This window comes from Microcoleus sp. D3_18_C2, assembly GCF_036702395.1.
In the GTDB taxonomy this organism is placed as follows: Bacteria; Cyanobacteriota; Cyanobacteriia; order Cyanobacteriales; family Microcoleaceae; genus Microcoleus.
Genome location: NZ_JAUBTG010000073.1, coordinates 1 through 23,051 on the forward strand (window position 1 = coordinate 1; position 23,051 = coordinate 23,051).

A 23,051-nucleotide genomic window follows, 5' to 3' on the forward strand; every position below is an offset into this window, starting at 1 on the left:
GGCACTGTATCCGGTGCTGGGCGGGGTCAAGTCGATTTTAGATTTTAGATTTGAGATTTTAGATTGACTGCACAGACGGATCTGGAAGCTCGATCTTTTGTCTAAAATGGTGGGATCGACCCTCATGAGTTGACGTGGCACTGTATCCGGTGCTGGGCGGGGTCAAGTCGATTTTAGATTTTAGATTTGAGATTTTAGATTGACTGCACAGACTGATCTGGGAGCTCGATCTTTTGTCTAAAATGGTGGGATCGACCCTCATGAGTTGACGTGGGACTGTATCCGCTGCTGGGCGAGGTCAAGTGTAAGTGTTGCTGGAACTGTCGCCTGAGACGGTGAGGCGAACAAAAACCAGACACCAGCCAAAAATGATTAGCGGATTGTGCAGCAAAAGTAACGGTTTGTACAATATTGTGCAAAGATAGGTATCAAAGGGTTCTAAACTTTTTTAGCCCCTATCTGGCAATCGACCCTCCCCCTAGGGGTGCGGTAATCTCTACAGAACGATCGGAGAATTTTAACGAATTTAATGTTTTGTTTCTGAATGTAAAGAGTTATGATGATAACAAGCCAGAAATAAGCGGGGATAATTTGAGATTGCTTCGCCGTCCGCCTTACACCACAACGGTATCCCGAAAGAGTGTTGAGATGGATAGGCGGTAACGGTAGCCCAAAAAGGAATACAAGCCTCCGGCTTAAGTCGTGGAGAGATAAAAATTTTAGAAGAAAGTTAAAGCTCCCTGATTCATCTGTGGAGTCAATCTAAAATCTAAAATCTAAAATCTAAAATCGACTGACGGTCGCCCCATCCCCTGCTCAATCCCGCAGGCGACGGATTGCGGGATAGCGCCTGAACCAAACAACCTGTTACTACTACTATGTAGTGAAGTGGGGCTGGTCATGATCCTCACTATAAAATGCCTAAGAGGGAAAGCTTGCAAGTACCTCAAAGGAAGTCCAATGTCCTGTTTTAAGAATGTTGGAAGCCTATAACCCGACCCCTGGCGGTTGGTATCGGTGATGTCACAAAATCAAAGACGGCTGTCGAATTGGTAAATTTAGTCACCATCGACGGAGCTGCCCTATACTCGATTGCTATTTAAGAAGGTGCGCGCAGGCGCAGCACCATAAAGAACTCTTATGAGTTCCTGCCGCCGAGCAGAAATCCGCATCCGAGTTGGGCAACTTAGAAGGCTAAGACTCGTTATTAGGAGCATTAATGAATTTATTGTTTGAAGGCTTAGGTCTTTCGGAAGAACTCGTTCTCCATCTGGAAACACTAGGCTTTACAGAACCTACTCCCATCCAAGTACAAGCAATTCCGCACCTGTTAGCAGGTCGCGACGTTGTGGGTCAAGCCCAAACAGGGACAGGCAAAACGGCAGCATTCTCGTTGCCCATCTTGGAGCGGATTGATTTAGATGTGACTGCGGTGCAAGCACTGGTGCTGACGCCGACTCGCGAATTGGCGATGCAAGTAACTGAAGCCATCCGTGATTTGAGCGGCATCAGCAGCGACGGCCCGGTAAAAGTGGGTCGCTCTCTGCAAGTTCTGACAGTGTACGGCGGTCAATCGATCGATCGTCAAATGCAGCGTTTGAAGCGCGGCGTGCACGTCGTTGTCGGTACACCCGGACGCATATTGGATATGCTCAGCCGCGGCAGCCTGAAACTAGACAAGGTACAATGGCTGGTTTTGGATGAAGCTGACGAAATGCTGAGCATGGGCTTTATCCAAGATGTGGAAAAAATCTTGGATGCTGCACCAAAAGAACGTCAAACGGCATTTTTCTCGGCGACGATGGAACCTTCCATTCGGAAATTGGTGGCGCGGCATTTGCGTAACCCAGTCAACGTCACCGTAGAACAGCCAAAAGCAACGCCAAAGCGCATCAGCCAAGGTGTGTACATGATTCCCCGCGGCTGGTCGAAGGCAAGAGCCCTACAGCCAATCCTAGAAATGGAAGACCCGGAATCTGCACTGATTTTTGTGCGGACTCGGCAGTCGGCAGCAGAACTCACCAGCCAACTGCAAGCAGCAGGTCACAGCGTTGATGAGTATCACGGTAATTTGAATCAGGCACAACGGGAACGTTTGTTGCATCGGTTCCGCCAATGTCAGGTGCGCTGGGTAGTGGCGACTGATATTGCGGCGCGGGGTTTGGACGTGGATCACTTGACTCACGTGATTAACTACGATTTGCCCGACAGTGTGGAAAGCTACGTTCACCGGATCGGACGCACGGGCCGGGCTGGTCGCGAAGGAACGGCGATTACGCTGATTCAACCGGTCGATCGCCGCAAACTGCGTTTGATTGAACGCCACGTGCGATCGAGCTTGACAGTGCGAAACATTCCGACACGGGCGCAAATTGAAGCACGTCAGTTGGAAAAGATGCAGGGTAAAGTTCGCGAAGCTTTGGCTGGCGAACGGATGGCATCTTTCTTGCCTCTGGTGTCTCAGTTATCCGAGGAGTACGACTCCCACGCGATCGCCGCTGCTGCTTTGCAAATGGCTTTCGATCAAAGCCGTCCTGCTTGGATGGGCGCTGATTACGCTCAACAAGAAGATCCCCCGATTGGTGGAGAAAACAGCGTCAAGCCTATCTTGATCAAAAAGCGGGCTAAGACTGGTGAGACGACTTTTTCTGGAGCACCGAGTGCTCCTGTTCCCCAGAACCGCTAATTGGTAGGGTGCACTCGGTGCACCTTATTTAGAATTATTGTAGAGGTGCGATCGATCGCACCTCTACTTTTTTTATGGGTAATATCAAATCCGTTGAGATCGGAATTATTCATCTCTCTCTTCTCTTCCTCTGTGCCCTCTGCGCTCTCTGCGGTTTAATTATTCCAAAACAACATAAGTCAATATGCAAGTTAGCGATCGGACAATTTCTGTAACTAATTCTACACTGAGAACGTTAATTGATGAATTGGGTACGGAGTGTCAAAATGTGATTGCTTTAATCTATCAGCTTCAGTTACCTGATTTGAGCGATCGACAAAAAGCTGAAATTATAGCAGAGTTCCTTCCTCTCTGCAATCCATCTGAACGTGCACTGCGGAGAGGATTTTCAGACACTAATTGCTGAGGAAATGACAAAATTGTCGGATGAGGATGAAGAGGATTAAGGAGACGCGGGCGATTCCCTACGGGATAGCTACGCACGCGCGTACATGAGGAAAAAGCCCTCCTGTCAACTCACCGAAGAGCTAAAAATCCTCATAAATAAGGAATAAAGTCCTTACTACAAACTTGTGAACCGGGACTTTTGCACTGTTATTTAATATTTCAGTTTAGCTGTGTGCTCACAATAATTTTTTGCACGCGATCGCCCTTAATTTCCACAATCAAATTAGAAGCCTTTTGGTCATTGCTGTAAGTCAAGCGAGTCACTCCACTTTTAACAGATTGCGACCCGTAACCGTAAGTTTTAACGACTTTTTGGCTGTTATCTCCTAGCTTCACACCATCCATTGTCAGAAACTTGGGATTGGTAGTAGAAACTAAATAAACTTTGCCCTCCCATGCTGCTACCGTCAATCCTGAGTAAGTTAGCGTGCGAATCTTGCCACCGATGCCAGGCCCAGCAGGTTTAGTTTCGTCGCGCTGCGGTTTTCCCAACTTACGTTTTGCCTCTTCTACAGCCATCCCCAACCGAACGCCGCCAATCCCCAGGCGCGAATAGTTCAGCGCCGCCGGCTTTTGTGTCGCGCTGAGCATTCTTTCTAGAGTCACAACAGTTTGATTCATAGCGGGAACAGGACGAACTAAAGCAGCAAATCCTAAGCTCGAAATTGCGAGATTCATCATGATGCCAGCGACGGCTGTTGTCACAAACATTTTTACCATTTTTTTATAGCTTTATTTGGCAATGTATTCGCGCGATCGCCCCCTCGATCCGGATTGATACTAATAGGACTTACACAAAGACTCCTCGACGCACTGCGATGATCTGAAACCGAATTTTTTTACCCAAACTACACAAAGAAACCCGGTTTTTACCCTAAATCTTAGGTTTAACAGTGAGGTGTTCAGGAAGAAACCGGGTTTCTAGCGCCAGCTAGGTAAGTCCTGACTAATATTTTTTAAGTTTTGAAAACCGCCAATTTCGGGCGAACCGAATTTGCTCCCGCACAACCTTGCGTCCGCCTGCGGGGAATGAAAGAAAGAATAAAGGAGGTAAATCAAGGGAAATTGCTGTGATATCCTAACAAAAGCCATATCTGCATAAAATAAGTAATTTAGATGACCGCAACAGATTCTACTAAACACCAAAAATCCAAAGCCCTCAAACCGGGTAGCCGCCGCCCCGCTAAAGAACTGTGCAGCGAGTGCGGTTTGTGCGATACATATTACATCCATTATGTCAAGGAATCTTGTGCTTTCTTAACACAGCATATTGCAGAATTAGAAGCAGAGATTCACGGGCGATCGCGCAATCTCGACAATCCCGACGATTGGTATTTCGGAGTCAGTCAAAACATGATGGCGGCTCGTAAAAAAGAACCAATTGAGGGTGCTCAATGGACGGGAATCGTCAGCACAATTGCCATTGAAATGCTCGAAAAAGGAATTGTAGAAGGCGTTGTTTGCGTCCAAAATACAAAAGAAGACCGCTTTCAACCGATGCCGATAATTGCTAGAAATCGCGAAGAAATTCTGGCAGCAAAAGTCAACAAACCAACACTCTCTCCCAATCTTTCAGTATTAGAACAAATCGAAAAATCGGGGATGAAGCGGCTGTTAGTAATTGGTGTCGGCTGTCAAATTCAAGCCTTGCGAACAGTCGAGAAAAAACTCGGTTTAGAAAAGCTCTACGTTTTGGGAACTCCCTGCGTTGATAATGTCAGCCGTGCAGGCTTGCAGAAATTCCTAGACACGACTAGCCGTTCTCCTGAAACGGTGGTTTCTTACGAGTTTATGCAAGACTTTAACGTTCACTTCAAACACGAAGATGGTTCGGAAGAAAAAGTGCCGTTTTTTGGCTTGAATACTAAGGAATTGAAAGATGTTTTTGCTCCTTCTTGTTTGAGCTGTTTTGATTATGTGAATTCTTTAGCAGATTTAGTTGTCGGCTACATGGGCGCACCTTTTGGCTGGCAGTGGATTGTGGTGCGAAATGACACCGGGCAAGAGATGTTAGATTTGGTAACGGATCAGTTAAATACTCAGCCGGTGATGTCTAAGGGAAACCGAAAAGAAGCGGTTCAACAAAGCATTCCGGCTTATGAAAAAGGAGTAACTTTGCCGATGTGGGCGGCGAAGTTAATGGGCGTGTTTATTGAGAGAATTGGGCCGAAGGGTTTGGAATATGCCCGTTTTTCGATTGATTCTCATTTCACTCGCAATTATCTGTACGTGAAGCGGAATTATCCTGAGAAATTAGAGGCTCATGTGCCGGAATATGCTAAGCGGATTGTGGGACAGTATAAGTTGCCTGAGTGAGGTGATTCGGAGAGTTTTTAAGAGGTATTTTGCAGGGACATGATATTGCCCTCTTTCCTTCAGTCCGGCAGGGGTTTAAACCCCTGCCTCAAAGCTTAAGTCCTTTGAAAAGGACTGAATCAATTATTGGTTGTGTTTGTGGTGCAAGATGGCTTTAACTTTCAATTAGATATATAAGATTATGACACTTATAGTGGCACAGAAATATATCAATTTACCAAGGTCGATCGCACTTACTGGTTGTGGGCTTCTAGCATTATCTGGAAATGGAGTGTCGGCGAAGGCTGCAGAAACGCGATCGGGAAACAAAACATTTGCTGAATGGTGTCGCGAAAAAGATTCTTTGACTCCAGAAGCTAAACATACTGTTGAGATGCTGTTGAAGGAAGCAGGGACTAGAGAGTGCGATGTGGCTAATCAGAAACTTTCGAGTTTCACCGCACTCTTCCTCATTGACGCTCAAATCAGCGACATCAAACCTTTAGAATCTTTGACTAACCTGATTACACTCCACATTAGTAACAATCAAATCAGTGACATCAAACCGCTAGCATCTTTGCCTAACCTGATTACACTCTCCGTCGGCAACAATCAAATCAGCGACATCAAACCGCTAGCATCCTTGACTAAACTGACTACTCTCCAACTCAACAACAATCAAATCAGCGACATCAAACCGCTGGCATCTTGGACTAACCTGACTTGGTTAGACATCAGCAACAATCAAATCAGCGACATCAAACCGCTAGCATCCTTGACTAAACTGACTTGGTTAGACCTCAACAATAATAAAATCAGCGACATCAAACCATTGCTATCTTTGACTAAACTGGCTGCGATCAATCTCGAAAACAATCAAATCTATGACATCAAACCATTGCAATCCTTAACTAACCTGACTTGGTTACAACTCAGCGGAAATCCGATCGCCCCCAAAACTTGCCCACTCAAGCCAGAGTCTATCTGTAAGTGGGAACCACAAGCTCAACCATAAAACTTTACAGTGACGTTCGATCGCACTTAAATATTTCTGTTACGAAGGATAAATTTGCTATTCATCAGAAAAAGACGATCGCCCTTATTGACTAAAAGCGATCGCACCTCCCTTCCTACAAATCAGCAGCGTGCTGCTTCAATTCATCCAAAGAAACGTATTCCAAAGTCAGGGCGTGAGTCGCACCCAAAACCACAAGCGGCGCACATCCCGCATCCATTGCTTCCTTCCAGCGAGAAGCGCACAAACACCAGCAATCCCCAGGCTTCAAACCGGGGAAATTAAATTCGGGAACCGGAGTGCTCAAATCATTTCCATTCGACTTAGTGAATTGCAAAAACTCTTCTGTCAGTTGAGCACAAACAGTGTGAGCCCCAAAGTCACCACCACCTGTATTGCATTTGCCGTCCCGATAATATCCTGTCATTGGCGAAGTGCAGCAAGTCTCTAACTTTCCGCCCAGCACATTTGTAGCTTCCGTCACCATCGCAACTCCTGAGTAAAACTCTTCGATCTAATTTTACACAAATCGTTGTTTATATATTTTTTTCCATGGCAAAGTTGATGAATTTTTGTCCTCTGCTTTCTACTTCTTGTTTTCTAATCGCAATAAATCCCTGGCTTTCAAAAAAAGGTCGCGCTGTAATGCTGACTTCGGCAAATAACTTGTTAATTCCTAAGTCTTGGGCTTTTGACTCAATTTGTTTTAAAATTAGCCTACCAACTCCTTGTCTTTGAAAATTTTTATGACAGTAAAAGCGATCGATATGGCCGTTTGCTTCTAATTCCCCAAAACCTGCAATTTTCTCACCCTCTTCTGCTACGAAAGTAAATTTACTGCTTAAACTTTTAGTCCAACTTTCGATATCCATATCTGCTGGCGCCCAAGCATCTACTTGTGCTTGTGTGTAATCGCGGATGTTTACTTCGTGTATGGTGTCGTAAAACAGTTTTACAATTTGTTGGGTATCACCGATTTCGTAGGTTCGTATTCTCATAAATTATCTCACTGCGATCGCTTCTTTGATATTAATTTGGGATTTTTAACCGCTTCGCAACACGGATGGATGTTGGCTTTTACCATTGTGTCTCATTTCTTGCAGGGCGATCGCCCCAAAATTTCTCTACCACCCCTTGACAAACTCTCATCCTCTATGTTAAAGAATTAGGATCGCGAATTAAATAACTTACAATTTTAATTGTTATTGTGGGACGGGCGGGACGCCCATCCCACAAACTTGTGGAAGTTATTTAATTCTCATTCCTTAGAAGCAAACCTGACTCGAATTAACACTACATTAATCCAGTAGCTTAACAAATAAGGATTGAAACTTATGACAGAAATTGGACCCGATCCAAACCGACCATATCCGATGCCCGACCAACGGCGCGTATGCTTCATCAAAAACTTTATTAAATCCCCCAACATTATCGTCGGCGATTACTCATATTACGACGATCCAATAGATCCAGAAAACTTTGAAAGAAATGTACTTTATAACTACGGAAACGATCGGTTAATTATTGGCAAGTTTTGTGCGATCGCCACCAACGTCAAATTCATAATGAACGGTGCAAATCACAAACTCGACGGGATTTCAACTTATCCTTTTCCGGTTTTTGGGAATGGTTGGGAAACAGCCATGAATTTATTAATGGAACTGCCAAGTAAAGGCGATACCGTCATTGGCAATGATGTTTGGATCGGCTATGAATCCCTGATTATGCCCGGAGTCAAAATCGGCGACGGTGCCGTCATTGCTGCCAAATCCGTTGTAGTAAAAGACATTCCCGCTTACACCGTTGTCGGTGGAAATCCCGCCCATCCAATCAAACAGCGTTTTAGCGATGGTGAGGTTGCACAACTATTAGAAATACGGTGGTGGGATTGGGAAATCGACAAGATTTCCCGCAATGTCAGTTTGATTATGCAAGGTGATATTCAAGCACTCAAAAAAGCTGAGTAAACTCGCAAATACAGCGATATTAATTTTAACTCTGATGCTGAGTACAGGTTCCGGCGCGATCGCGCCGGCGAACCAACTCCCAGCAGCCGATCCCGGATACATCTTCTAATCTGCGTTCATCAACGTCAATCAGCCTGCATCTGCAGTCAATCGATTTTAGATTTTAGATTTTAGATTTTAGATTGACTTGCGCGAGATAAATGCGGGGGCAATAAGTGATTTTCGATTTGCGATTTTGGATTGATTCCACGGATAAATCACGTGGGGGGTACCACATGAAGAAATTCGTGGTCAAAAAATCCCCCAAAATCACCATGCAAACCCAGGGAACCCCCGTACCGCACCGCTACGACTTATTTGCTGGGCCCACAGCCTCGATCGCATCCTCCAGGGCGATCGATACATGAGTCCAATGAGTCCCCCCCTGACAAAAAGCCACGTAAGGCTCCCGCAGAGGCCCGTCAGCCGAAAACTCCGACGTACTCCCATCGATAAAAGTACCCCCAGCCATCACTAACTGACTTTCATACCCGTGCATCGGAGCCGGCACCGGATCTAAATAGGAACCGACGGGGGAATTTTGCTGAACAGCCCGACAAAAAGCAATTAACTTATCAGCAGAACCGAATTCGATCGCCTGAATCACATCTCGTCTTCTAGCCAAAGGCATAGGATTCACTCGATAACCCAACTTATAAAAAACATAAGCCGTCAAATGATTGCCCTTCATCGCCTCGCCCACACAACCGGGAGCCATAAACAAACCCTGAAACAGCAACCGATTCAAATCAAAAGTTGCGCCGCCGCTGCTGCCGATTCCCGGTGCCGTCAAGCGACAAGTTGCCGCCTCCACCAAATCCGCCCTGCCGGCGACGTAACCTCCAGCAGGGACGATCGTACCCCCCGGATTTTTGATTAAAGAACCAGCCATCAGATCCGCACCCACAGCAGTAGGTTCGCAATCATCAACAAACTCCCCGTAACAATTATCAACAAAGCAAATTGTGTTAGGATTCTGATGTTTGACTATGGCGACGATTTTTTCAATCTCAGAAATAGACAAACTCGACCGCCAAGAATAGCCGCAAGAGCGCTGGATAAAAACTAGGCGAGTCTTTGCTGAAATAGTAGAGCTCAATGCCTGCCAATCCACACTTCCTTCGCGAGTTAGAGGCAACTCACGGTAACTAATGCCAAACTCAAGCAGTGAACCTTGACCTTGCCCGCGCAAGCCGATCACTTCTTCTAAAGTATCGTAGGGAGAACCAGCCACTGCCAACATTTCATCACCAGGACGCAGGATGCCAAAAAGAGCACAGGCGATCGCGTGAGTACCCGAAACAAACTGTACCCGGACAGCCGCAGCCTGGGCCCCTACCACTTCGGCAAACACCCCGTCCAAAGTCTCCCGACCCAAATCATCGTGGCCGTAACCCGTAACCCCTGCAAAATGGTGGACTCCAACCCGGTGGCTGCGAAAAGCTTTTAAGACTCGTTGAAGATTTTGCTTGACTGTAGTGTCAATACCAGAAAAAATCTGAAAGAGTGCCTGTTCTGCTTCCTGTAGCCGTGAAACGCTATTCATCTATACCTCGCTCACCCTTTGCGTGCGCGCTGTTCATTATGGCGTAGATGCGGCCCCTAGTTTGTAAACATAATATATTCATGACGATTGCAACTTCCAAAAAAACTTCTCCTGATTGGCCTGTCATAGGCTTTATGGCCTTTCTGCACATCGGTGCTTTATTTGCTTTGCTGCCGGGTAATTTTAGCTGGTCTGCGGTCGGGCTAGCACTCTTCCTGCATTGGGTAACAGGTGGTTTAGGAATTACTCTCGGATATCACCGCCTCGTCACCCACCGCAGTTTTCAAACACCGAAATGGCTAGAGTATTTTCTAGTTATTTGCGGTACCCTTTCCTGTGAAGGTGGCCCGATCGACTGGGTAGGAATGCACCGGTTACACCACATCCATTCCGACACGGAAACAGATCCCCACGATTCCAATCAAGGCTTCTGGTGGAGCCACATGGGTTGGATGCTCTCGGATCTCCCGATCAGAGTGGAAATCCCCCGCTTTACTAAAGACATCGGCGACGACCCAGTATACAAGTTTCTCCAAGCATATTTTATCCCCATCCAAGTCGTCTTCGGTGTGTTGCTTTATTTATTAGGCGGCTGGTCTTTCGTGGTGTGGGGCGTGTTTCTGCGGATCGTGGTGGTGTTCCACTGCACTTGGCTGGTTAACAGCGCTACCCACAAATTCGGCTACCGCACCTACGAATCGGGCGATCGCTCGACCAACTGCTGGTGGGTGGCTCTGCTCACCTACGGCGAAGGCTGGCACAACAACCACCACGCCTTTCAATACTCGGCTCGCCACGGTCTCCAATGGTGGGAAATCGACTTCACCTGGATGACAATTCAATTGCTGCAATCGCTGGGTTTGGCAACCAAAGTGAAATTAGCAGAAAAATAGCGATCGGCAATTAGTCATTGGTTGTCGCTCATCAGTTCTGGACTAATAGCTTGTGACCAATGGCTAATCCTGTTTTTGCGATCGGTATAGGTTGGGTTGAACAGAGATCGAATCCCCTGGTGCGATCGACCCAACCCAAACCCGAATCAGTTATAATATAATTGGGAACAAAAAATTTTGTTTAGCAGCCAAAGTTTTTATTTTCAGAATATAGCAATCCTAAATCATTTGCATAATTATTGTAGGGGTAATCCCACGCCCGGTTGCCCGATAGATAGGGGGTAGGCACTCTTAGCACTACCCCTACCAATTTATCTGAATCATTTAGGATTGCTATACAACCGTAAATTTTTTTCAATCCTAATCCCAAATCTATCATTGATTCTTTATTAGTTTGGGCAAGTGTGCAGCAAAAAAGTTCACTGCTCAATCCCAACTATTATGCGTGAATCTAGCTCGGCATCTCATCAGAAATCAAAAAGAGAATGACAATTGCAACGCAAGAAAAACTCCAATACAATTGGAAGCACGTTATTAGTTTAGCAGGACTTCATATCGGCGCTTTGTTCGCACTGCTACCCAGTAACTTCAATTGGACAGCAGTTGGTTTAACAGTATTCATGCACTGGATAACCGGCGGTTTGGGAATAACTCTCGGATGGCATCGCCTGCTCACCCACCGCAGTTTTCAGACACCAAAATTCGTAGAATACTTTCTAGCATTTTGCGGAGCCCTTGCCTGTCAAGGAGGAATAATTGATTGGGTTGGGCTGCACCGATTGCACCACACCCACTCTGACCAAAATGCGCTCGACCCTCACAATGCCCAAAAGGGTTTTTGGTGGAGTCACCTCGGCTGGATGCTATATAAAGGTCCAGCTCACGCTGAAATTCCCCGCTGCACAAAAGACATTTCGAGCGACCCCTTTTACCAATTTTTGCAAAACTACTTTCTCCCGATGCAAATCGTCTTTGGCGTCTTGCTTTACTTAGCAGCAGGCTGGCCGTTTGTAGTTTGGGTAATTTTTGCCCGCTTAGTTTTGGTGTATCACTGCACCTGGTTTGTTAACAGCGCCACTCACAAATTTGGCTACCGCACTTACGAAACAAAGGATAGTTCTACTAACTGTTGGTGGGTGGCTGTCCTGACTTACGGCGAAGGCTGGCACAACAACCACCACGCTTTTCAATACTCTGCGCGTCACGGCATGGAATGGTGGGAAATTGACTTCACTTGGATGACAATTCAAGTCTTGGAAGCACTAGGTTTGGCTACTAAGGTGAAATTACCAGCCAAGTAGCAGCAATTGGGTTTTAGACGCAGAACCTCTTTAGGCTGCGCCGGGCCGGCCACCTTACCCCTTCAGAAACCCGGTTTCTCAAAGAAACCGGGTTTTTTGGTGACTAATAACCCATGACTAATGACTAATGACTAATGACTAATGACTAATGACTAATGACTAATGACTAATGACTAATGACTAATGAGCCCGTTTTTGCTCGCCCCGGCCGCGCAAATATTCCGCTAAAAACGCCAATCCTCCCGAACCTACTATCAACAGCACGCTCAAAGCATTAATATCAGGTTTTACCCCAGTCCGAATCCGGCTAAAAATTTCCATCGGCAGAGTTGTAGTCCCGCTACCTGCGGTAAAACTCGCAATCAAAAAATCGTCCATGCTGAGGACAAAAGACAGGAGACAACCCGAAACAATTCCGGGTATTAATTGAGGGAGCAAAACTTTAATAAAAGCTTCAACAGGCGTTGCACCCAAATCCAAGGCAGCCTCTTCTAAATACGGGTTTAAATCGGCCAATCTAGTAGAAACAGCTAGGGCGATGTAAGCCAGACAAAACACAACGTGAGCGGCGACAATCGTCCACAAACTCAGAGGAATCGCCAGCGCTGCTAAAAATACCAGAGTAGCAACTGCGGTAGCAATATCTGGAATAATAATCGGCAAGTAGGAGACTCCCTGATATAAACTCTTGCCTGGAAAGCGGTAGCGGGCTAAACCAACCGCCATCAAAGTGCCGAGTACCGCCGAGATTGCCACTGCACAAACAGCCACTGTTAAACTGTTTCTCAGGGCAATTAAAATCCGCGTATCGCTAAATAATTTAACGTACCAATCTAAGGTAAATCCTTCCCAGCCGGCGCTAAAACGCGATTTGTTAAAGCTGTAAAAGGTGAGTACCAGGATGGGCAGGTACATATAAAAAAACATCACAACGGCAAATATTACCTGCCAAGAAACCTTAAATTTAGGTTTTAAGTACATATCGGCTTGTATGTCCTCCTGTGTATTTTCGGGGGTATTTTCCATTTCTCGGTAATCGGTAATTGGTAATTAATTGGTAATTGGTAATTGGTAATCGGTTGTTGTCAGTTGTTATTTGTGAGTAGCTACCAATAACCAGTAACCAATAACTAATGACTAATAACTACTGACTAATGACTTCTTTAAATTGCATTACGATCGCCATATTTGAGCAAAAGGGCAATTCCGATACTCACTGCAAAGATTAATACCATACTCAGAGCCGAACCCAGACCCCAATTTTGAGTCGCCCCCAAAAATTGATTGTAAATTAAACGAGCCGCCGTCATGCTCGAAGCTCCACCGAGCAACTCTGGATCGACAAAATCGCCCAAACAGCTAATAAATACTAGCAAAGAACCCGCAGCAATTCCGGGCATCGTCTGAGGTACTGTCACTTTCCAGAAAGTTTCCACTGGGTTCGCACCCAAATCCTGAGATGCTTCTAGCAACCTGCGGTCTAACTTTTCCAAAGAAGCGTAGAGAATTGTCACGATATAAGGCAAATAACTGTAAGCCATGCCGATTAAAACTGCGGAGCTTTGATTAAGCAATTCTAGAGGAGGAATGCCTACAAGTGCCAGCAGCGAGTTGAGAACCCCCGTAGGACGCAGAATTGTAATCCAAGCATACGATCGCAACAGCGAAGAAGTCCACAGCGGCAACACAAAGCCTAACAAAGTTAAATTCCGCCACTTTTTCGACACATTGAGGGCGATCCAGTAAGCCACTGGAAATCCCAGCAGCAAACACAGAATAGTAGTCCCCGTTGCGAAAAAGAGCGAGCGACCTATCACCTGTAAATTCAGCGGCTCAAACACTCGCAGGTAATTGCCGATTCCCGAAGGATTCACCAAATCTCCTGGCTTAATATTCGGAACCAAACTAAGCTGAAAAATCACCAAAGTTGGTATGACTAATAATAAAAGCAGCAACAAGCCAGAAGGGCCCAGCAATGCCAGTGGCCCAGCCCACGCCGACCAGCGAGAAACAGTTTCAGCCTTCGAGGGAGAACCGGGAGGAAGAGGAGGGGGAGCTTGAGTGGAAACAGCCATAAATAAATAGTTTTGAGTTTTGAGTTTTGATTTGTAGGGGCGGGTTTCACCTACAATAATCGCCTAAAATAAACAATCTCATAAACCCGCCCCCACCCCACGGTAAATCGAAATGTAATGTAGGGGCGGGTTCACCTACAATCATCGCCTAAAATAAACAATCTCATAAACCCGCCCCCACCCCACGGTAAATCGAAATCTACATGAAATTTATGGCAATAAATAAGATTAGCCGCTGGTTAATTGAGTCCAATAGCGATCGTACACGTCTATAAATTTTCCTACCGGCGCAACACCTTCGCAATTTTTCAAAGTTGCCTCAGAAGGGAAAAGAATTTCATTTTCGCGGACTTCCGGCGTCAGCAAACTAAAAGCATCTTCCGAAGGAGTTGAGAAACTGAGCCGTTCTACTAAAGAAGCAGCGACATCCGCTTGCAGCATAAAGTTAATCCACTTATAAGCTGCTTCTGGATTGGGAGCACCTTTAGGAATTACTAAAGTGTCAGTCCACAGAGAAGAACCGCTTTTTGGCACAACATAGCGCAATTTGTCATTATCTGGAATTACCTCATTAGCATCAGAAGAATAACACATAGCTACCTTCAAATCCCCCGTCAGCATTTGTGGCCGCCAAGCATCAGTGGTAAAAGATGCGATCGCCGGTTTGAGTTCAACCAACTTTTCATAAGCTTGTTTCACTTGCTCTGGGTTCGTAGAATTGAGAGAATAGCCCAACATTCGCAACGCAGCACCCATAACTTCTCGAACATCATTTGCCAGCGTCATTCGCCTTGCTAACTCCTGTTTGTGCTTCCACAAATAGTCCCAATCTTCAGGAGCTTCTTTGAGCTGTTCGCTGTTGTAAATTAAGCCTGTGGTTCCCCAACTCACAGGGACGCTGTAGCGGTTTCCTGGGTCATAGACGGGGTTTTGGAACTGTTTTTTTAGCCGATCGAGTCCGCCCAAAATCGAGTGGTCTAATTGGCTCAACAGCCCCAGTTCCGTCATCTGAATCACCATGTAGTCAGACGGGTAAATGATGCTGTAGGCGCGGGCGCCACCGGCTTGAACTCTCGCCAGCATCGACTCATTGGAGTCGAATACATCTGCGATGACGCGGATGCCTGTTTTTTCGGCAAAGCGATCGAGCAAAGCGTTATCGGTATAGCCGGCCCAAGTATAGATGAAAAGTTGGTCGGCAGAACCTTGGACGGGAGGAGCAGATTGCACGTCTGCAAGTCGCCAGCCGCAACTCGAAACAGCTAACCCGGAAATTGTCGCCGCCGAATTTTTTAGGAACTGACGGCGTGTAGAATTAGCCGGGAAAATCCTGGTAATTGGTAAGTTAGTCGGAGGCACAGTTCGATTTTAGATTTTAGATTTTAGATTTTAGATTTGGAGATTGAAGATTGAAGATTGGGGAATTGGGAATTGGGAATTGGGAATTGTTCTATGTTATTTGTTAGGATAACCAACCACCAACAAATAACCAATGACTAATGACTGATACCAACTACCAACGGCCAACTGACTAATTCCGATCGCCCAAAGCGAGACAATCAGTAGTTCCCCAGTAAGCGTAAATCGGCGTGTGCGGGTCTGGGAAAGAACCGCCAGTATTTGGCTGGCGCACTGTAATTTTATCGCCCGAAGCCAACTCAACGACGTAATGAACGTGCGTGCCCATGTACATAGTATTTTTGAGCCGCCCTTCAAAACAGTTGACCGACACTTCCGGCTGGTAGAGATTCAAATATACTTTTTCCGGCCGAACGCTGACAACAACCGAGTCGCCTGTGACACCATTCCACATATCCGACTGCTGAACGATGATTTTCAGATTGGCTGATGTGCGAACTGTGATAGTCGATCGGTCGATCGATTCTACCGTACCCGCAAACAAATTCGTATCGCCAATAAAATCCGCCACAAAAGCCGTCTGCGGACACTCATAAATTTCTTCAGGAGAGCCAATTTGCTCAATCCTGCCCTCGTGCATCACCGCAATCCGGTCAGACAGACTCATCGCCTCTTCTTGGTCGTGAGTCACCATCACAAAAGTCAAACCCAATTCTTGATGCAAATTCGACAGTTCCAACTGCATCTGCTTCCGCAACTTCAAATCCAGAGCACCCAGAGGTTCGTCCAACAGCAAAACCGCCGGTCGATTTACCAGAGCTCTCGCCAAAGCCACCCGCTGCTGCTGGCCGCCCGACATTTGACCGGGAAACCTGTTGGCGAAAGATTCCATTTTCACCAATTGCAAAACTTCCCGTACCCGTTCTTCAATTTCCGCTTTCCCCAGCTTTTTGATCCGCAATCCAAAAGCGATATTGTCCCAGACATTCATGTGTCCGAACAAAGCATAGCTTTGAAACACAGTATTTACCGGACGGCGGTAAGCTGGAGTGTTGGTCATCGACTGGCCGCGAATCATCAATTCGCCCGCCGAGGGAGTCTCGAACCCAGCGATTAAGCGCAGTGTCGTAGTCTTGCCGCAGCCACTGGGCCCGAGGATGCTAAAAAATTCTCCTTGGCGGATGTTGAGGTCAACTCCGCGGACTGCGGTTTCGCCGTTAAATACCTTAAAGACCTTGCGGAGTTCAACGTCAAGCGCTGTATCCGTTGCTGTCGTACCTTGGTTGAGTGCTGTCTGAAACATATTCGCCCTTTCCTGGGGGTAATGCACGCCACTTAAATACAGTTTAAGTTTAGACTTTTCTGTATTTTAGGTGAGGAATGTTGGATGTAACAGGTTTTGGGATTTGTTCTTTAAATTCTATCCCAGAGCGCACCATTGTCAGCAACAGGCGTCATTCGATTTTAGATTTTAGATTTTAGATTTTGGATTGACTTGCGCGAGATCAATTCGGGGGACGCAAGGATTTTAGATTTTAGATTTTGGATTGATTTGCGCGAGATAAATCACGTGGCGGGTACCATCAAAAAATTCTTGGTCAGAAACAGGCTTTCCGGCCTGTTCCACAAAAAAATTTACTCTTTGTGGAACAGGCCGGAAAGCCTGTTCATAAAAGGCTTATTGACAATGGTGCAACATCGAGGAGCGACCGGTCATCTATTTATTCTCAGGACTTGGCGTGGGAGAGGGTTTTTGCGGTTTCTCTGTTTTGGGTGCTTCTGCTTTTTTCCACTCTGACAAAGGTCGTTGGACGGCATTTTTAAAGTCAAAAGGCACTAGCAGCACGGGCAAATTTTGGGCGGAATTTTGAGGGGGCGCTTCCGGCGGATTGGCTTGAGCGTACAAGAAGCGGCCGCTAAAGTCTGTTTTGCCTAAAACTAGGCGGTGAGTTTCCTGGTTGTCCAGTTTTACTGTGACTGTAGCTTGGGGTTGGTCTAGACCGAATTCTGGCAGTTGAGCAGCAGTAGTATTAATCGTGCGATCGCTCTTTCCTGTTGCCAGCCTGTCTAGCAAAAAATCCACCGATGCCTGACTCGCGTGTGCTTGCACTGGCAATTTCATTTCCCAGCTAGACTTGCCTCCTTTTGTAGCATAAACTCGCTCAAAAGTCAATATTTTTTCGGGAGTTTTGACTGTAAAGAATTGTACGCGATCGGAGTTAAAAGCAAAAATTTTCTGTTGTTCTTCCTTAGCAGCTTCCTGTTTAGGAGCCACTTGCATCTCGAACAAAGCAACCAACCCAGTCATGCTAAGTGCGACGGCTATCAATACAAATGTATTTTTCTGCAATTTCATAGTAACTGGGAATTGGGCATTGGGAATTGGGCATTGGGCATCGGGAATTGGGAATTGGGCATTGGGGAGTCTGTTATTAATAACAACTGACAACTGACAACTGTCAACTGTCAACTGACAACTGTCAACTGACAACTGTCAACTGTCAACTAACTTATCTTCTCTTCCACCAGATAGCGCCCCCAATTCCCAGTCCGAGTAAAGGCCAAATTAGCCAAGCTAAAACCAGCAATCCTACTTGGATAGCCGTCATGTTAATGCGACGGTTAGTAGCTTTTTTCGGACTGATAGAAAAGCTTTGCTGGTCTGGTTTACTCAACCAACTGACTGAATTGAGAAACACGTCGCTATTGAGTTGTTGGTCAAACCAACCGTTAGTCACAAATTGAGATGTGCCAATTACTACCATTCGCGATGTTTTTCTAGGAGTTGAAGGCGCAGAAGGAGTTGCGGTTGGACTGGGAGATGCTGTGGGAGATGCTGTGGGAGATGCTGCTGGTGTTGGCGAAGTCGTCGGTAATGCTGGAGGCGTTGCTTCTTGCGAGACAATCACCGAATAGCTGATTGGGGAAGCTGTTGGCGAAGTTGTCGGCGATGGTGAATCTGTCGGCGATGGTGAATCTGTCGGCGATGGGGAATCTGTCGGCGATGGGGAAATTGTCGGCGATGGGGACTCTGTCGGTGATGGTGAATCTATCGGCGATGGTAAATCTGTCGGCGATGGTGAATCTGTCGGCGATGGGGAAATTGTCGGTGAGGGTGAATCTATCGGTGAGGGTGAATCTGTCGGCGATGGGGAATCTGTGGGTGAGGGTGAATCTATCGGCGATGGGGAATCTGTCGGTGATGCTTGGGGTGAAGGCGAGGGTGAAGTAGGTGTTGGTGAAGGTGAGGGCTTTGAGGGAGTGCTGTCAGTGGTCGATCGAACTAAAGCTACACCTAATAATAGCGGGCCTTGTTTATCGGTCTTCTGATCGAACTCCAATTTCTTAGTCGTTAAATCGCTTTCCGCCCAACTTTCCTGACTCGTCCAAATCAGCGGTTTTGCCTCTATCCCTTCTACTGGCGAGTTTTCCAAAGCACGCGCAAACGGATAAAATGAAATGCCGTTGCCAAAACTTTGAGTAATCGGATGTTCGCCGTAGCGCCTGACTGTGGGAACCGTGGGGCCCAGCCCAAATCTTTGACCAGTGCCCGAAGCATCGATGGCCAAACGGGCGTCTAGTTTTACGCCCCATTCTTCCAGCAATTTGCCCAATCCCGTATCAATTGCCGGGTCTACCATTAACAATAAACTGCCGCCGCGATCGAGATAAGCTCTTAGTGCTTTAATTTCTGTATCGGAAAACGGTTTGTCCTGGCCGGGAACGATTAAAGCATCTGCATCTTCTGGCACTTCTTTGCGTTCGGTCAAATTCAGGGTTTGGACGTTGTAGTATTTATCTTTCAAAGCTTTTTCAGCTTGCTGAATTCCGCCTTGACCTTCCTGTAGCGGGCGGGCTCCTTTGCCTTGCAAAAAGTAAACTCTAGCAACGCGAGTGCTCAGGATTTCTTCTAAGCCATTGGTAAGTTTTATCTCTGAAAGACCTTGATTTGGGTCGCTACCAAAAGCGGTGCCACCTTTTTGCAGTACCTGTTTTCTGTCGCCGGATTGCAGGTAAACTTCTCCGATGCTAGTAATACTAAATTCCCGCGCTTTTCCAGGTTGGGTCTGCGGGTCAACAAACTCGAATTGGAACTTTTCGCCTCCCTCGCGTTTGTAGCTTTGCAGCAATTCTTTAATTTGGGGATTTTGGATGGGGTCAAATACCCAAACTTTGACTGTTTGTTGCAGGTTTCGCAGTATTTGTTGAGTCTGCGGCGCAAGGGTAAATTGTTGGCTTTCGGTTAAGTCGATGCGGACGGGATAGCGAACGGCTATGAAGTTAATTACTCCGAGTATCACAAAGACGGCGAGGGTAGCAATCAGGGCGTTGGTGCTGGCTTGGGTGGAACGCTGCCCCCAAAAGCTTTGTTCGTAACTCAAATATAGCAGCCAAAGGGCGATCGTCACTGCTCCGGCAATAACTAAACCGACTGTCAGCGGGTCCCATACTCCAGATACAAGTGCTGCTGTTACACCCGCTGCGATGAGGAGGGGGCCCAGCAAAAAAACGTATTTCCAATTTGTTTTCCTAATTTTCATAATGTAAATATTGAGTGACAAAATTATGGTTGAAGGATGTTATTCTATATCGCATTAGCCTGCAACCATGCTGTTAAATCGGATGGCTTGTTGAAATCGATCACGGCATCTCCTAGTTCTTCTAATTCCTGTATACCTAATTGACGGATGCTGTTTTCAGTTTCCGGTTGTATTGTGCCTAATCGCTTCACTAGCTGACGCAATATTAACGAGAGTTGAGCGGCTTTTGTCACCTGTTCTCTTGCTACATCTATGGCAATCTGCTGGTCTTGAATCCACAGTTCTTGCTTCTGCAATTCATTTAATTCTTCCTGAGTGAAGTTTGCCTCGCTGGCAATTCTAAAAGCTTTCTGAATTTCGGGAACTGCACTGAGTGTTTCTGGTACTGTCTCCAGAGTGCTGGTCTTTTCGAGAAAGTAAATCCATTGATCTGCCGTTGTTTCTAATTCTGCTAATTCCTTGCTAAATTTTGGCAGTTCGATAAATACTAATTCTATTTGAGTATCTGGACACTCAAACTGTTGCTCTTTTTCTTTGAAAACAAACCGTGACATAAATTCCGGCTGATTTTCAAACATTTCAAAGTCGGCAATTTTTAAGGAAATTACTGTTTTTAGTCTTTCGTAGCGCTCTTTTCCTGTTAATTGTTGGCTGTAGCTTTTGGCAGCGTTGTACAAAACTCTGTTCCCAAAGGAAGGCACGTTGATCAGTTGAATTTCAACTAGGGCGATTCTGCCGCCGTTAATTGTGGCTTTGACATCTAGGTGTGTGTCTTGGGTTGCGAGAGTTTGAGGTTCTGGTTGGGATTCGATTATTTCTAAGTCTTCGATGACCGGCTGTGCTTCATAAAGGATGGCGTTTAAAAAATTAATCAGGATGTCTTTGCTGTCGCTGGAACCGAATATTTTTTTGAACGCAAAGTCGATTTTGGGATTGATAAATCTCATTGTTTGAGGTATTTTGTAGAATGATTAACAGGGAAAAATAACCTTCCCTTTGCTCTTTACTTCTCTTTACTTTGGCAAAAATAACCTTCTCTGTCTCTGCCTTGTCTAGTGTTTTTAAGAACGCTGATATCGCAAGGCATCGATGGATTGGGCGGTCAGAAATACTCCTAAAATGATGTAACTGGCAAACATAATTAAACTGCTGGTATCGAAAACTCCCTTGACAAGATTGGTGTAATTTGTTAGGAGCGACAAATGTCCTAATGCTGTTCCGAAGGGGCCACCGATACTGACGGCGACTGCATCGATCACCCAGAGAAATAATACTAGAGTGAAGGTGAGGATGGCTGATAAAATTGTGCTGTCGGTGAGGGAGGAAATAAACATTCCGAGGGACAATACTCCTGCTGCTAGTAAGATTAAGCCGCCGTGTCCTAGCAGAAGAACTCCGGGGGGTACGGGTGGGGTTGAGGAACTGAGGGCGATCGCCTCGCAGAACAGCAGGGGCAGCAACATTGTGGTATAAAATGTTAAAACTCCCAGGAGTTTGCCGGTAGCAACTGCCCAGTTTGTTAAGGGCGATGTGGCTAATAGTTCTAAGGTTCCACGTTTGCGTTCTTCTGCGTAAAGTCCCATTGAGAGTACGGGTAGTACGAACAAGGAAAGGGAACCCATGATTCGCAGGAAGAGTTGCAGGAATTCGTAGGCTACGTCGATGGGAGGTTCGGTAATTCCCATTTGGTCTCGCTGGCCGATTTGGGGAATTAACCCGTCGGGGGCGAGGAGGATGGCTATTAAAAAGTAGCCGGTGATTAGCCAAAAGACTGCTGCGATGGCATAGGCTAATGGCGATGCAAAATAGCTTTGTAGTTCTTTGCGGTAAATTGCGACAATATTACTAATCATTACTAACATTTAGGAATTGGGAATGGGTAATTGGGCATTGGTAATTGGTTCATTCTGAGTCGCCTGCGGGTGGTGTTTCACTGCTGTCGCTATCCTGTTTTTTTCTTTCTATTGGTCGCTTTTTGGTAACAGGTGGCTGTTCGGGCCGAGAATCGCTACTCGGTTGTGGCTTTTTTTTAATTGGCCGATTTTTTACAACTGGTTGGGATTCTGGTTGAGAACGTTCGATCGACTTTGGTGCATCTAAAATCGGTTCAGGTTCTAGTGGAGAAAGTTCGATCGACTTTGGTGCATCTACAATCGGTTCTGATTCTGGCTGAGAAAGTTCGATCGACTTTGGTGCATCTACAATCGGTTCAGGTTCTAGTGGAGAAAGTTCGATCGACTTTGGTGCATCTACAATCGGTTCTGATTCTGGCTGAGAAAGTTCGATCGACTTTGGTGCATCTACAATCGGTTCTGATTCTGGCTGAGAAAGCTCGATCAACTTTGGTGCATCTACAATCGGTTCTGATTCTGGCTGAGAAAGCTCGATCGACTCTACTGTTTCTACAATGAGTAGATTTTCGACAATCGGTTCTGACTGAGAAAGTTCGATCGACTCTTGTTTTTCTACAATTTCCAGAAAATCTGCCACTGGTTGCATTTCTGGTTCTAAATCGCTTATTTCCTCTGGTGTTTCTGCAACTGCTTGGGATTCTGGTTGAGAAGGTTGGCTCGACTCTACGGTTTCTACAATAAGTAGATTTTCGACAACCGGTTCTGGTTGAGAAGGTTGGCTCGACTCTACGGTTTCTACAATAAGTAGATTTTCGACAACCGGTTCTGGTTGAGGATGCTCGATCGACTCTACGGTTTCTACAACTTGCAGATTTTCGACTATCGGTTCTGGTTGAGAAGGTTGGCTCGACTCTACGGTTTCTACAACTGGTTCGGATTCTGGTTCATGATGCTCGATCGACTCTACGGTTTCTACAATAAGTAGATTTTCGACAACCGGTTCTGGTTGAGGATGCTCGATCGACTCTACGGTT

The 23,051-nt window shown here is 46.1% G+C and carries 19 protein-coding genes and 1 pseudogene; 7 read left to right on the top strand and 13 right to left on the bottom strand.

What is annotated here, in order from left to right; genetic code table 11:
• Positions 1–1,219: 1,219 nt before the first annotated feature.
• Entirely contained in the window at positions 1,220–2,686 is a 1,467-nt protein-coding gene (locus QUA88_RS26490; protein ID WP_333052713.1) for a DEAD/DEAH box helicase, read from the top strand.
• Positions 2,687–2,870: 184 nt separating this feature from the next.
• Positions 2,871–3,092 carry a hypothetical protein gene (locus QUA88_RS26495; protein WP_333210490.1) on the top strand — a complete coding sequence of 74 codons (222 nt, stop codon included), beginning with the start codon at positions 2,871–2,873 and terminating at the stop codon, positions 3,090–3,092.
• A gap of 200 nt (positions 3,093–3,292) precedes the next feature.
• Here the strand turns inward: QUA88_RS26495 and QUA88_RS26500 are convergent, their stop codons facing one another.
• Complete coding sequence (locus QUA88_RS26500) at positions 3,293–3,853, bottom strand: hypothetical protein (RefSeq protein ID WP_333274686.1); 561 nt, start codon at positions 3,851–3,853, stop codon at positions 3,293–3,295.
• 396 nt (positions 3,854–4,249) lie between these two features.
• Here QUA88_RS26500 and QUA88_RS26505 point away from each other — a divergent pair, with 396 nt between their 5' ends.
• Positions 4,250–5,449, top strand: a complete 1,200-nt coding sequence (locus QUA88_RS26505) for a Coenzyme F420 hydrogenase/dehydrogenase, beta subunit C-terminal domain (RefSeq protein ID WP_333147617.1) — start codon at positions 4,250–4,252, stop codon at positions 5,447–5,449.
• Positions 5,450–5,630: 181 nt separating this feature from the next.
• Positions 5,631–6,443: a leucine-rich repeat domain-containing protein gene (locus QUA88_RS26510; protein ID WP_333274688.1), complete on the top strand. Its 813-nt coding sequence runs from the start codon at positions 5,631–5,633 to the stop codon at positions 6,441–6,443.
• A 115-nt stretch (positions 6,444–6,558) separates the two neighbouring features.
• Here the strand turns inward: QUA88_RS26510 and QUA88_RS26515 are convergent, their stop codons facing one another.
• Entirely contained in the window at positions 6,559–6,930 is a 372-nt protein-coding gene (locus QUA88_RS26515; protein WP_333052718.1) for a DUF2237 family protein, read from the bottom strand.
• 49 nt (positions 6,931–6,979) lie between these two features.
• Positions 6,980–7,441 carry a GNAT family N-acetyltransferase gene (locus QUA88_RS26520; RefSeq protein WP_333274692.1) on the bottom strand — a complete coding sequence of 154 codons (462 nt, stop codon included), beginning with the start codon at positions 7,439–7,441 and terminating at the stop codon, positions 6,980–6,982.
• A gap of 336 nt (positions 7,442–7,777) precedes the next feature.
• Between QUA88_RS26520 and QUA88_RS26525 the strand changes: the two genes are divergently transcribed.
• Positions 7,778–8,410 carry a Vat family streptogramin A O-acetyltransferase gene (locus QUA88_RS26525; protein WP_333274695.1) on the top strand — a complete coding sequence of 211 codons (633 nt, stop codon included), beginning with the start codon at positions 7,778–7,780 and terminating at the stop codon, positions 8,408–8,410.
• Between the two features lie 346 nt (positions 8,411–8,756).
• Here the strand turns inward: QUA88_RS26525 and QUA88_RS26530 are convergent, their stop codons facing one another.
• The gene (locus tag QUA88_RS26530) at positions 8,757–9,995 is read right to left on the bottom strand and encodes a methionine gamma-lyase family protein (protein ID WP_333274698.1); all 1,239 of its coding nucleotides are present in this window, start codon (positions 9,993–9,995) and stop codon (positions 8,757–8,759) included.
• An 80-nt stretch (positions 9,996–10,075) separates the two neighbouring features.
• On the opposite strand from QUA88_RS26530, the gene QUA88_RS26535 reads away from it, so the two are divergent.
• Both QUA88_RS26535 and QUA88_RS26540 read left to right on the top strand, forming a co-directional pair.
• The gene (locus QUA88_RS26535; RefSeq protein ID WP_333210514.1) at positions 10,076–10,888 is read left to right on the top strand and encodes an acyl-CoA desaturase; all 813 of its coding nucleotides are present in this window, start codon (positions 10,076–10,078) and stop codon (positions 10,886–10,888) included.
• Positions 10,889–11,373: 485 nt separating this feature from the next.
• Positions 11,374–12,189: a fatty acid desaturase gene (locus QUA88_RS26540; RefSeq protein ID WP_333274702.1), complete on the top strand. Its 816-nt coding sequence runs from the start codon at positions 11,374–11,376 to the stop codon at positions 12,187–12,189.
• Positions 12,190–12,369: 180 nt separating this feature from the next.
• Here the strand turns inward: QUA88_RS26540 and QUA88_RS26545 are convergent, their stop codons facing one another.
• From QUA88_RS26545 to QUA88_RS26585, 9 genes and pseudogenes are all read right to left on the bottom strand, one after another.
• Positions 12,370–13,215 carry an ABC transporter permease gene (locus tag QUA88_RS26545; RefSeq protein WP_333274705.1) on the bottom strand — a complete coding sequence of 282 codons (846 nt, stop codon included), beginning with the start codon at positions 13,213–13,215 and terminating at the stop codon, positions 12,370–12,372.
• A 137-nt stretch (positions 13,216–13,352) separates the two neighbouring features.
• Positions 13,353–14,264, bottom strand: coding sequence for an ABC transporter permease (locus tag QUA88_RS26550; RefSeq protein ID WP_333052726.1), 912 nt, complete (start codon positions 14,262–14,264; stop codon positions 13,353–13,355).
• Positions 14,265–14,492: 228 nt separating this feature from the next.
• Complete coding sequence (locus tag QUA88_RS26555; RefSeq protein WP_333052727.1) at positions 14,493–15,623, bottom strand: spermidine/putrescine ABC transporter substrate-binding protein; 1,131 nt, start codon at positions 15,621–15,623, stop codon at positions 14,493–14,495.
• Between the two features lie 172 nt (positions 15,624–15,795).
• Positions 15,796–16,926, bottom strand: a complete 1,131-nt coding sequence (locus QUA88_RS26560; RefSeq protein ID WP_333210519.1) for an ABC transporter ATP-binding protein — start codon at positions 16,924–16,926, stop codon at positions 15,796–15,798.
• Positions 16,927–17,340: 414 nt separating this feature from the next.
• Positions 17,341–18,114 (bottom strand): DUF4340 domain-containing protein, encoded by a 774-nt coding sequence (locus tag QUA88_RS26565; RefSeq protein ID WP_333233982.1) that lies wholly within the window; start codon positions 18,112–18,114, stop codon positions 17,341–17,343.
• A 19-nt stretch (positions 18,115–18,133) separates the two neighbouring features.
• Positions 18,134–20,164, bottom strand: coding sequence for a Gldg family protein (locus QUA88_RS26570; RefSeq protein ID WP_333233981.1), 2,031 nt, complete (start codon positions 20,162–20,164; stop codon positions 18,134–18,136).
• Between the two features lie 44 nt (positions 20,165–20,208).
• The gene (locus QUA88_RS26575; protein ID WP_333052731.1) at positions 20,209–21,111 is read right to left on the bottom strand and encodes an Rpn family recombination-promoting nuclease/putative transposase; all 903 of its coding nucleotides are present in this window, start codon (positions 21,109–21,111) and stop codon (positions 20,209–20,211) included.
• 114 nt (positions 21,112–21,225) lie between these two features.
• On the bottom strand, positions 21,226–22,026 hold the full coding sequence (locus QUA88_RS26580) for an ABC transporter permease (protein WP_333052732.1): 801 nt from the start codon (positions 22,024–22,026) through the stop codon (positions 21,226–21,228).
• Between the two features lie 40 nt (positions 22,027–22,066).
• Positions 22,067–23,051: pseudogene (locus QUA88_RS26585) on the bottom strand (ATP-binding cassette domain-containing protein); the annotation flags it as partial.

Coding starts and splice junctions, on each gene's coding strand:
- QUA88_RS26540 (WP_333274702.1), top strand. CDS start 11,374: ATGACAATTGCAACGCAAGAAAAACTCCAATACAATTGGAAGCACGTT.
- QUA88_RS26520 (WP_333274692.1), bottom strand. CDS start 7,441: ATGAGAATACGAACCTACGAAATCGGTGATACCCAACAAATTGTAAAA.
- QUA88_RS26560 (WP_333210519.1), bottom strand. CDS start 16,926: ATGTTTCAGACAGCACTCAACCAAGGTACGACAGCAACGGATACAGCG.
- QUA88_RS26525 (WP_333274695.1), top strand. CDS start 7,778: ATGACAGAAATTGGACCCGATCCAAACCGACCATATCCGATGCCCGAC.
- QUA88_RS26575 (WP_333052731.1), bottom strand. CDS start 21,111: ATGAGATTTATCAATCCCAAAATCGACTTTGCGTTCAAAAAAATATTC.
- QUA88_RS26510 (WP_333274688.1), top strand. CDS start 5,631: ATGACACTTATAGTGGCACAGAAATATATCAATTTACCAAGGTCGATC.
- QUA88_RS26535 (WP_333210514.1), top strand. CDS start 10,076: ATGACGATTGCAACTTCCAAAAAAACTTCTCCTGATTGGCCTGTCATA.
- QUA88_RS26505 (WP_333147617.1), top strand. CDS start 4,250: ATGACCGCAACAGATTCTACTAAACACCAAAAATCCAAAGCCCTCAAA.
- QUA88_RS26490 (WP_333052713.1), top strand. CDS start 1,220: ATGAATTTATTGTTTGAAGGCTTAGGTCTTTCGGAAGAACTCGTTCTC.
- QUA88_RS26545 (WP_333274705.1), bottom strand. CDS start 13,215: ATGGAAAATACCCCCGAAAATACACAGGAGGACATACAAGCCGATATG.
- QUA88_RS26495 (WP_333210490.1), top strand. CDS start 2,871: ATGCAAGTTAGCGATCGGACAATTTCTGTAACTAATTCTACACTGAGA.
- QUA88_RS26515 (WP_333052718.1), bottom strand. CDS start 6,930: ATGGTGACGGAAGCTACAAATGTGCTGGGCGGAAAGTTAGAGACTTGC.
- QUA88_RS26550 (WP_333052726.1), bottom strand. CDS start 14,264: ATGGCTGTTTCCACTCAAGCTCCCCCTCCTCTTCCTCCCGGTTCTCCC.
- QUA88_RS26530 (WP_333274698.1), bottom strand. CDS start 9,995: ATGAATAGCGTTTCACGGCTACAGGAAGCAGAACAGGCACTCTTTCAG.
- QUA88_RS26500 (WP_333274686.1), bottom strand. CDS start 3,853: ATGGTAAAAATGTTTGTGACAACAGCCGTCGCTGGCATCATGATGAAT.
- QUA88_RS26570 (WP_333233981.1), bottom strand. CDS start 20,164: ATGAAAATTAGGAAAACAAATTGGAAATACGTTTTTTTGCTGGGCCCC.
- QUA88_RS26580 (WP_333052732.1), bottom strand. CDS start 22,026: ATGTTAGTAATGATTAGTAATATTGTCGCAATTTACCGCAAAGAACTA.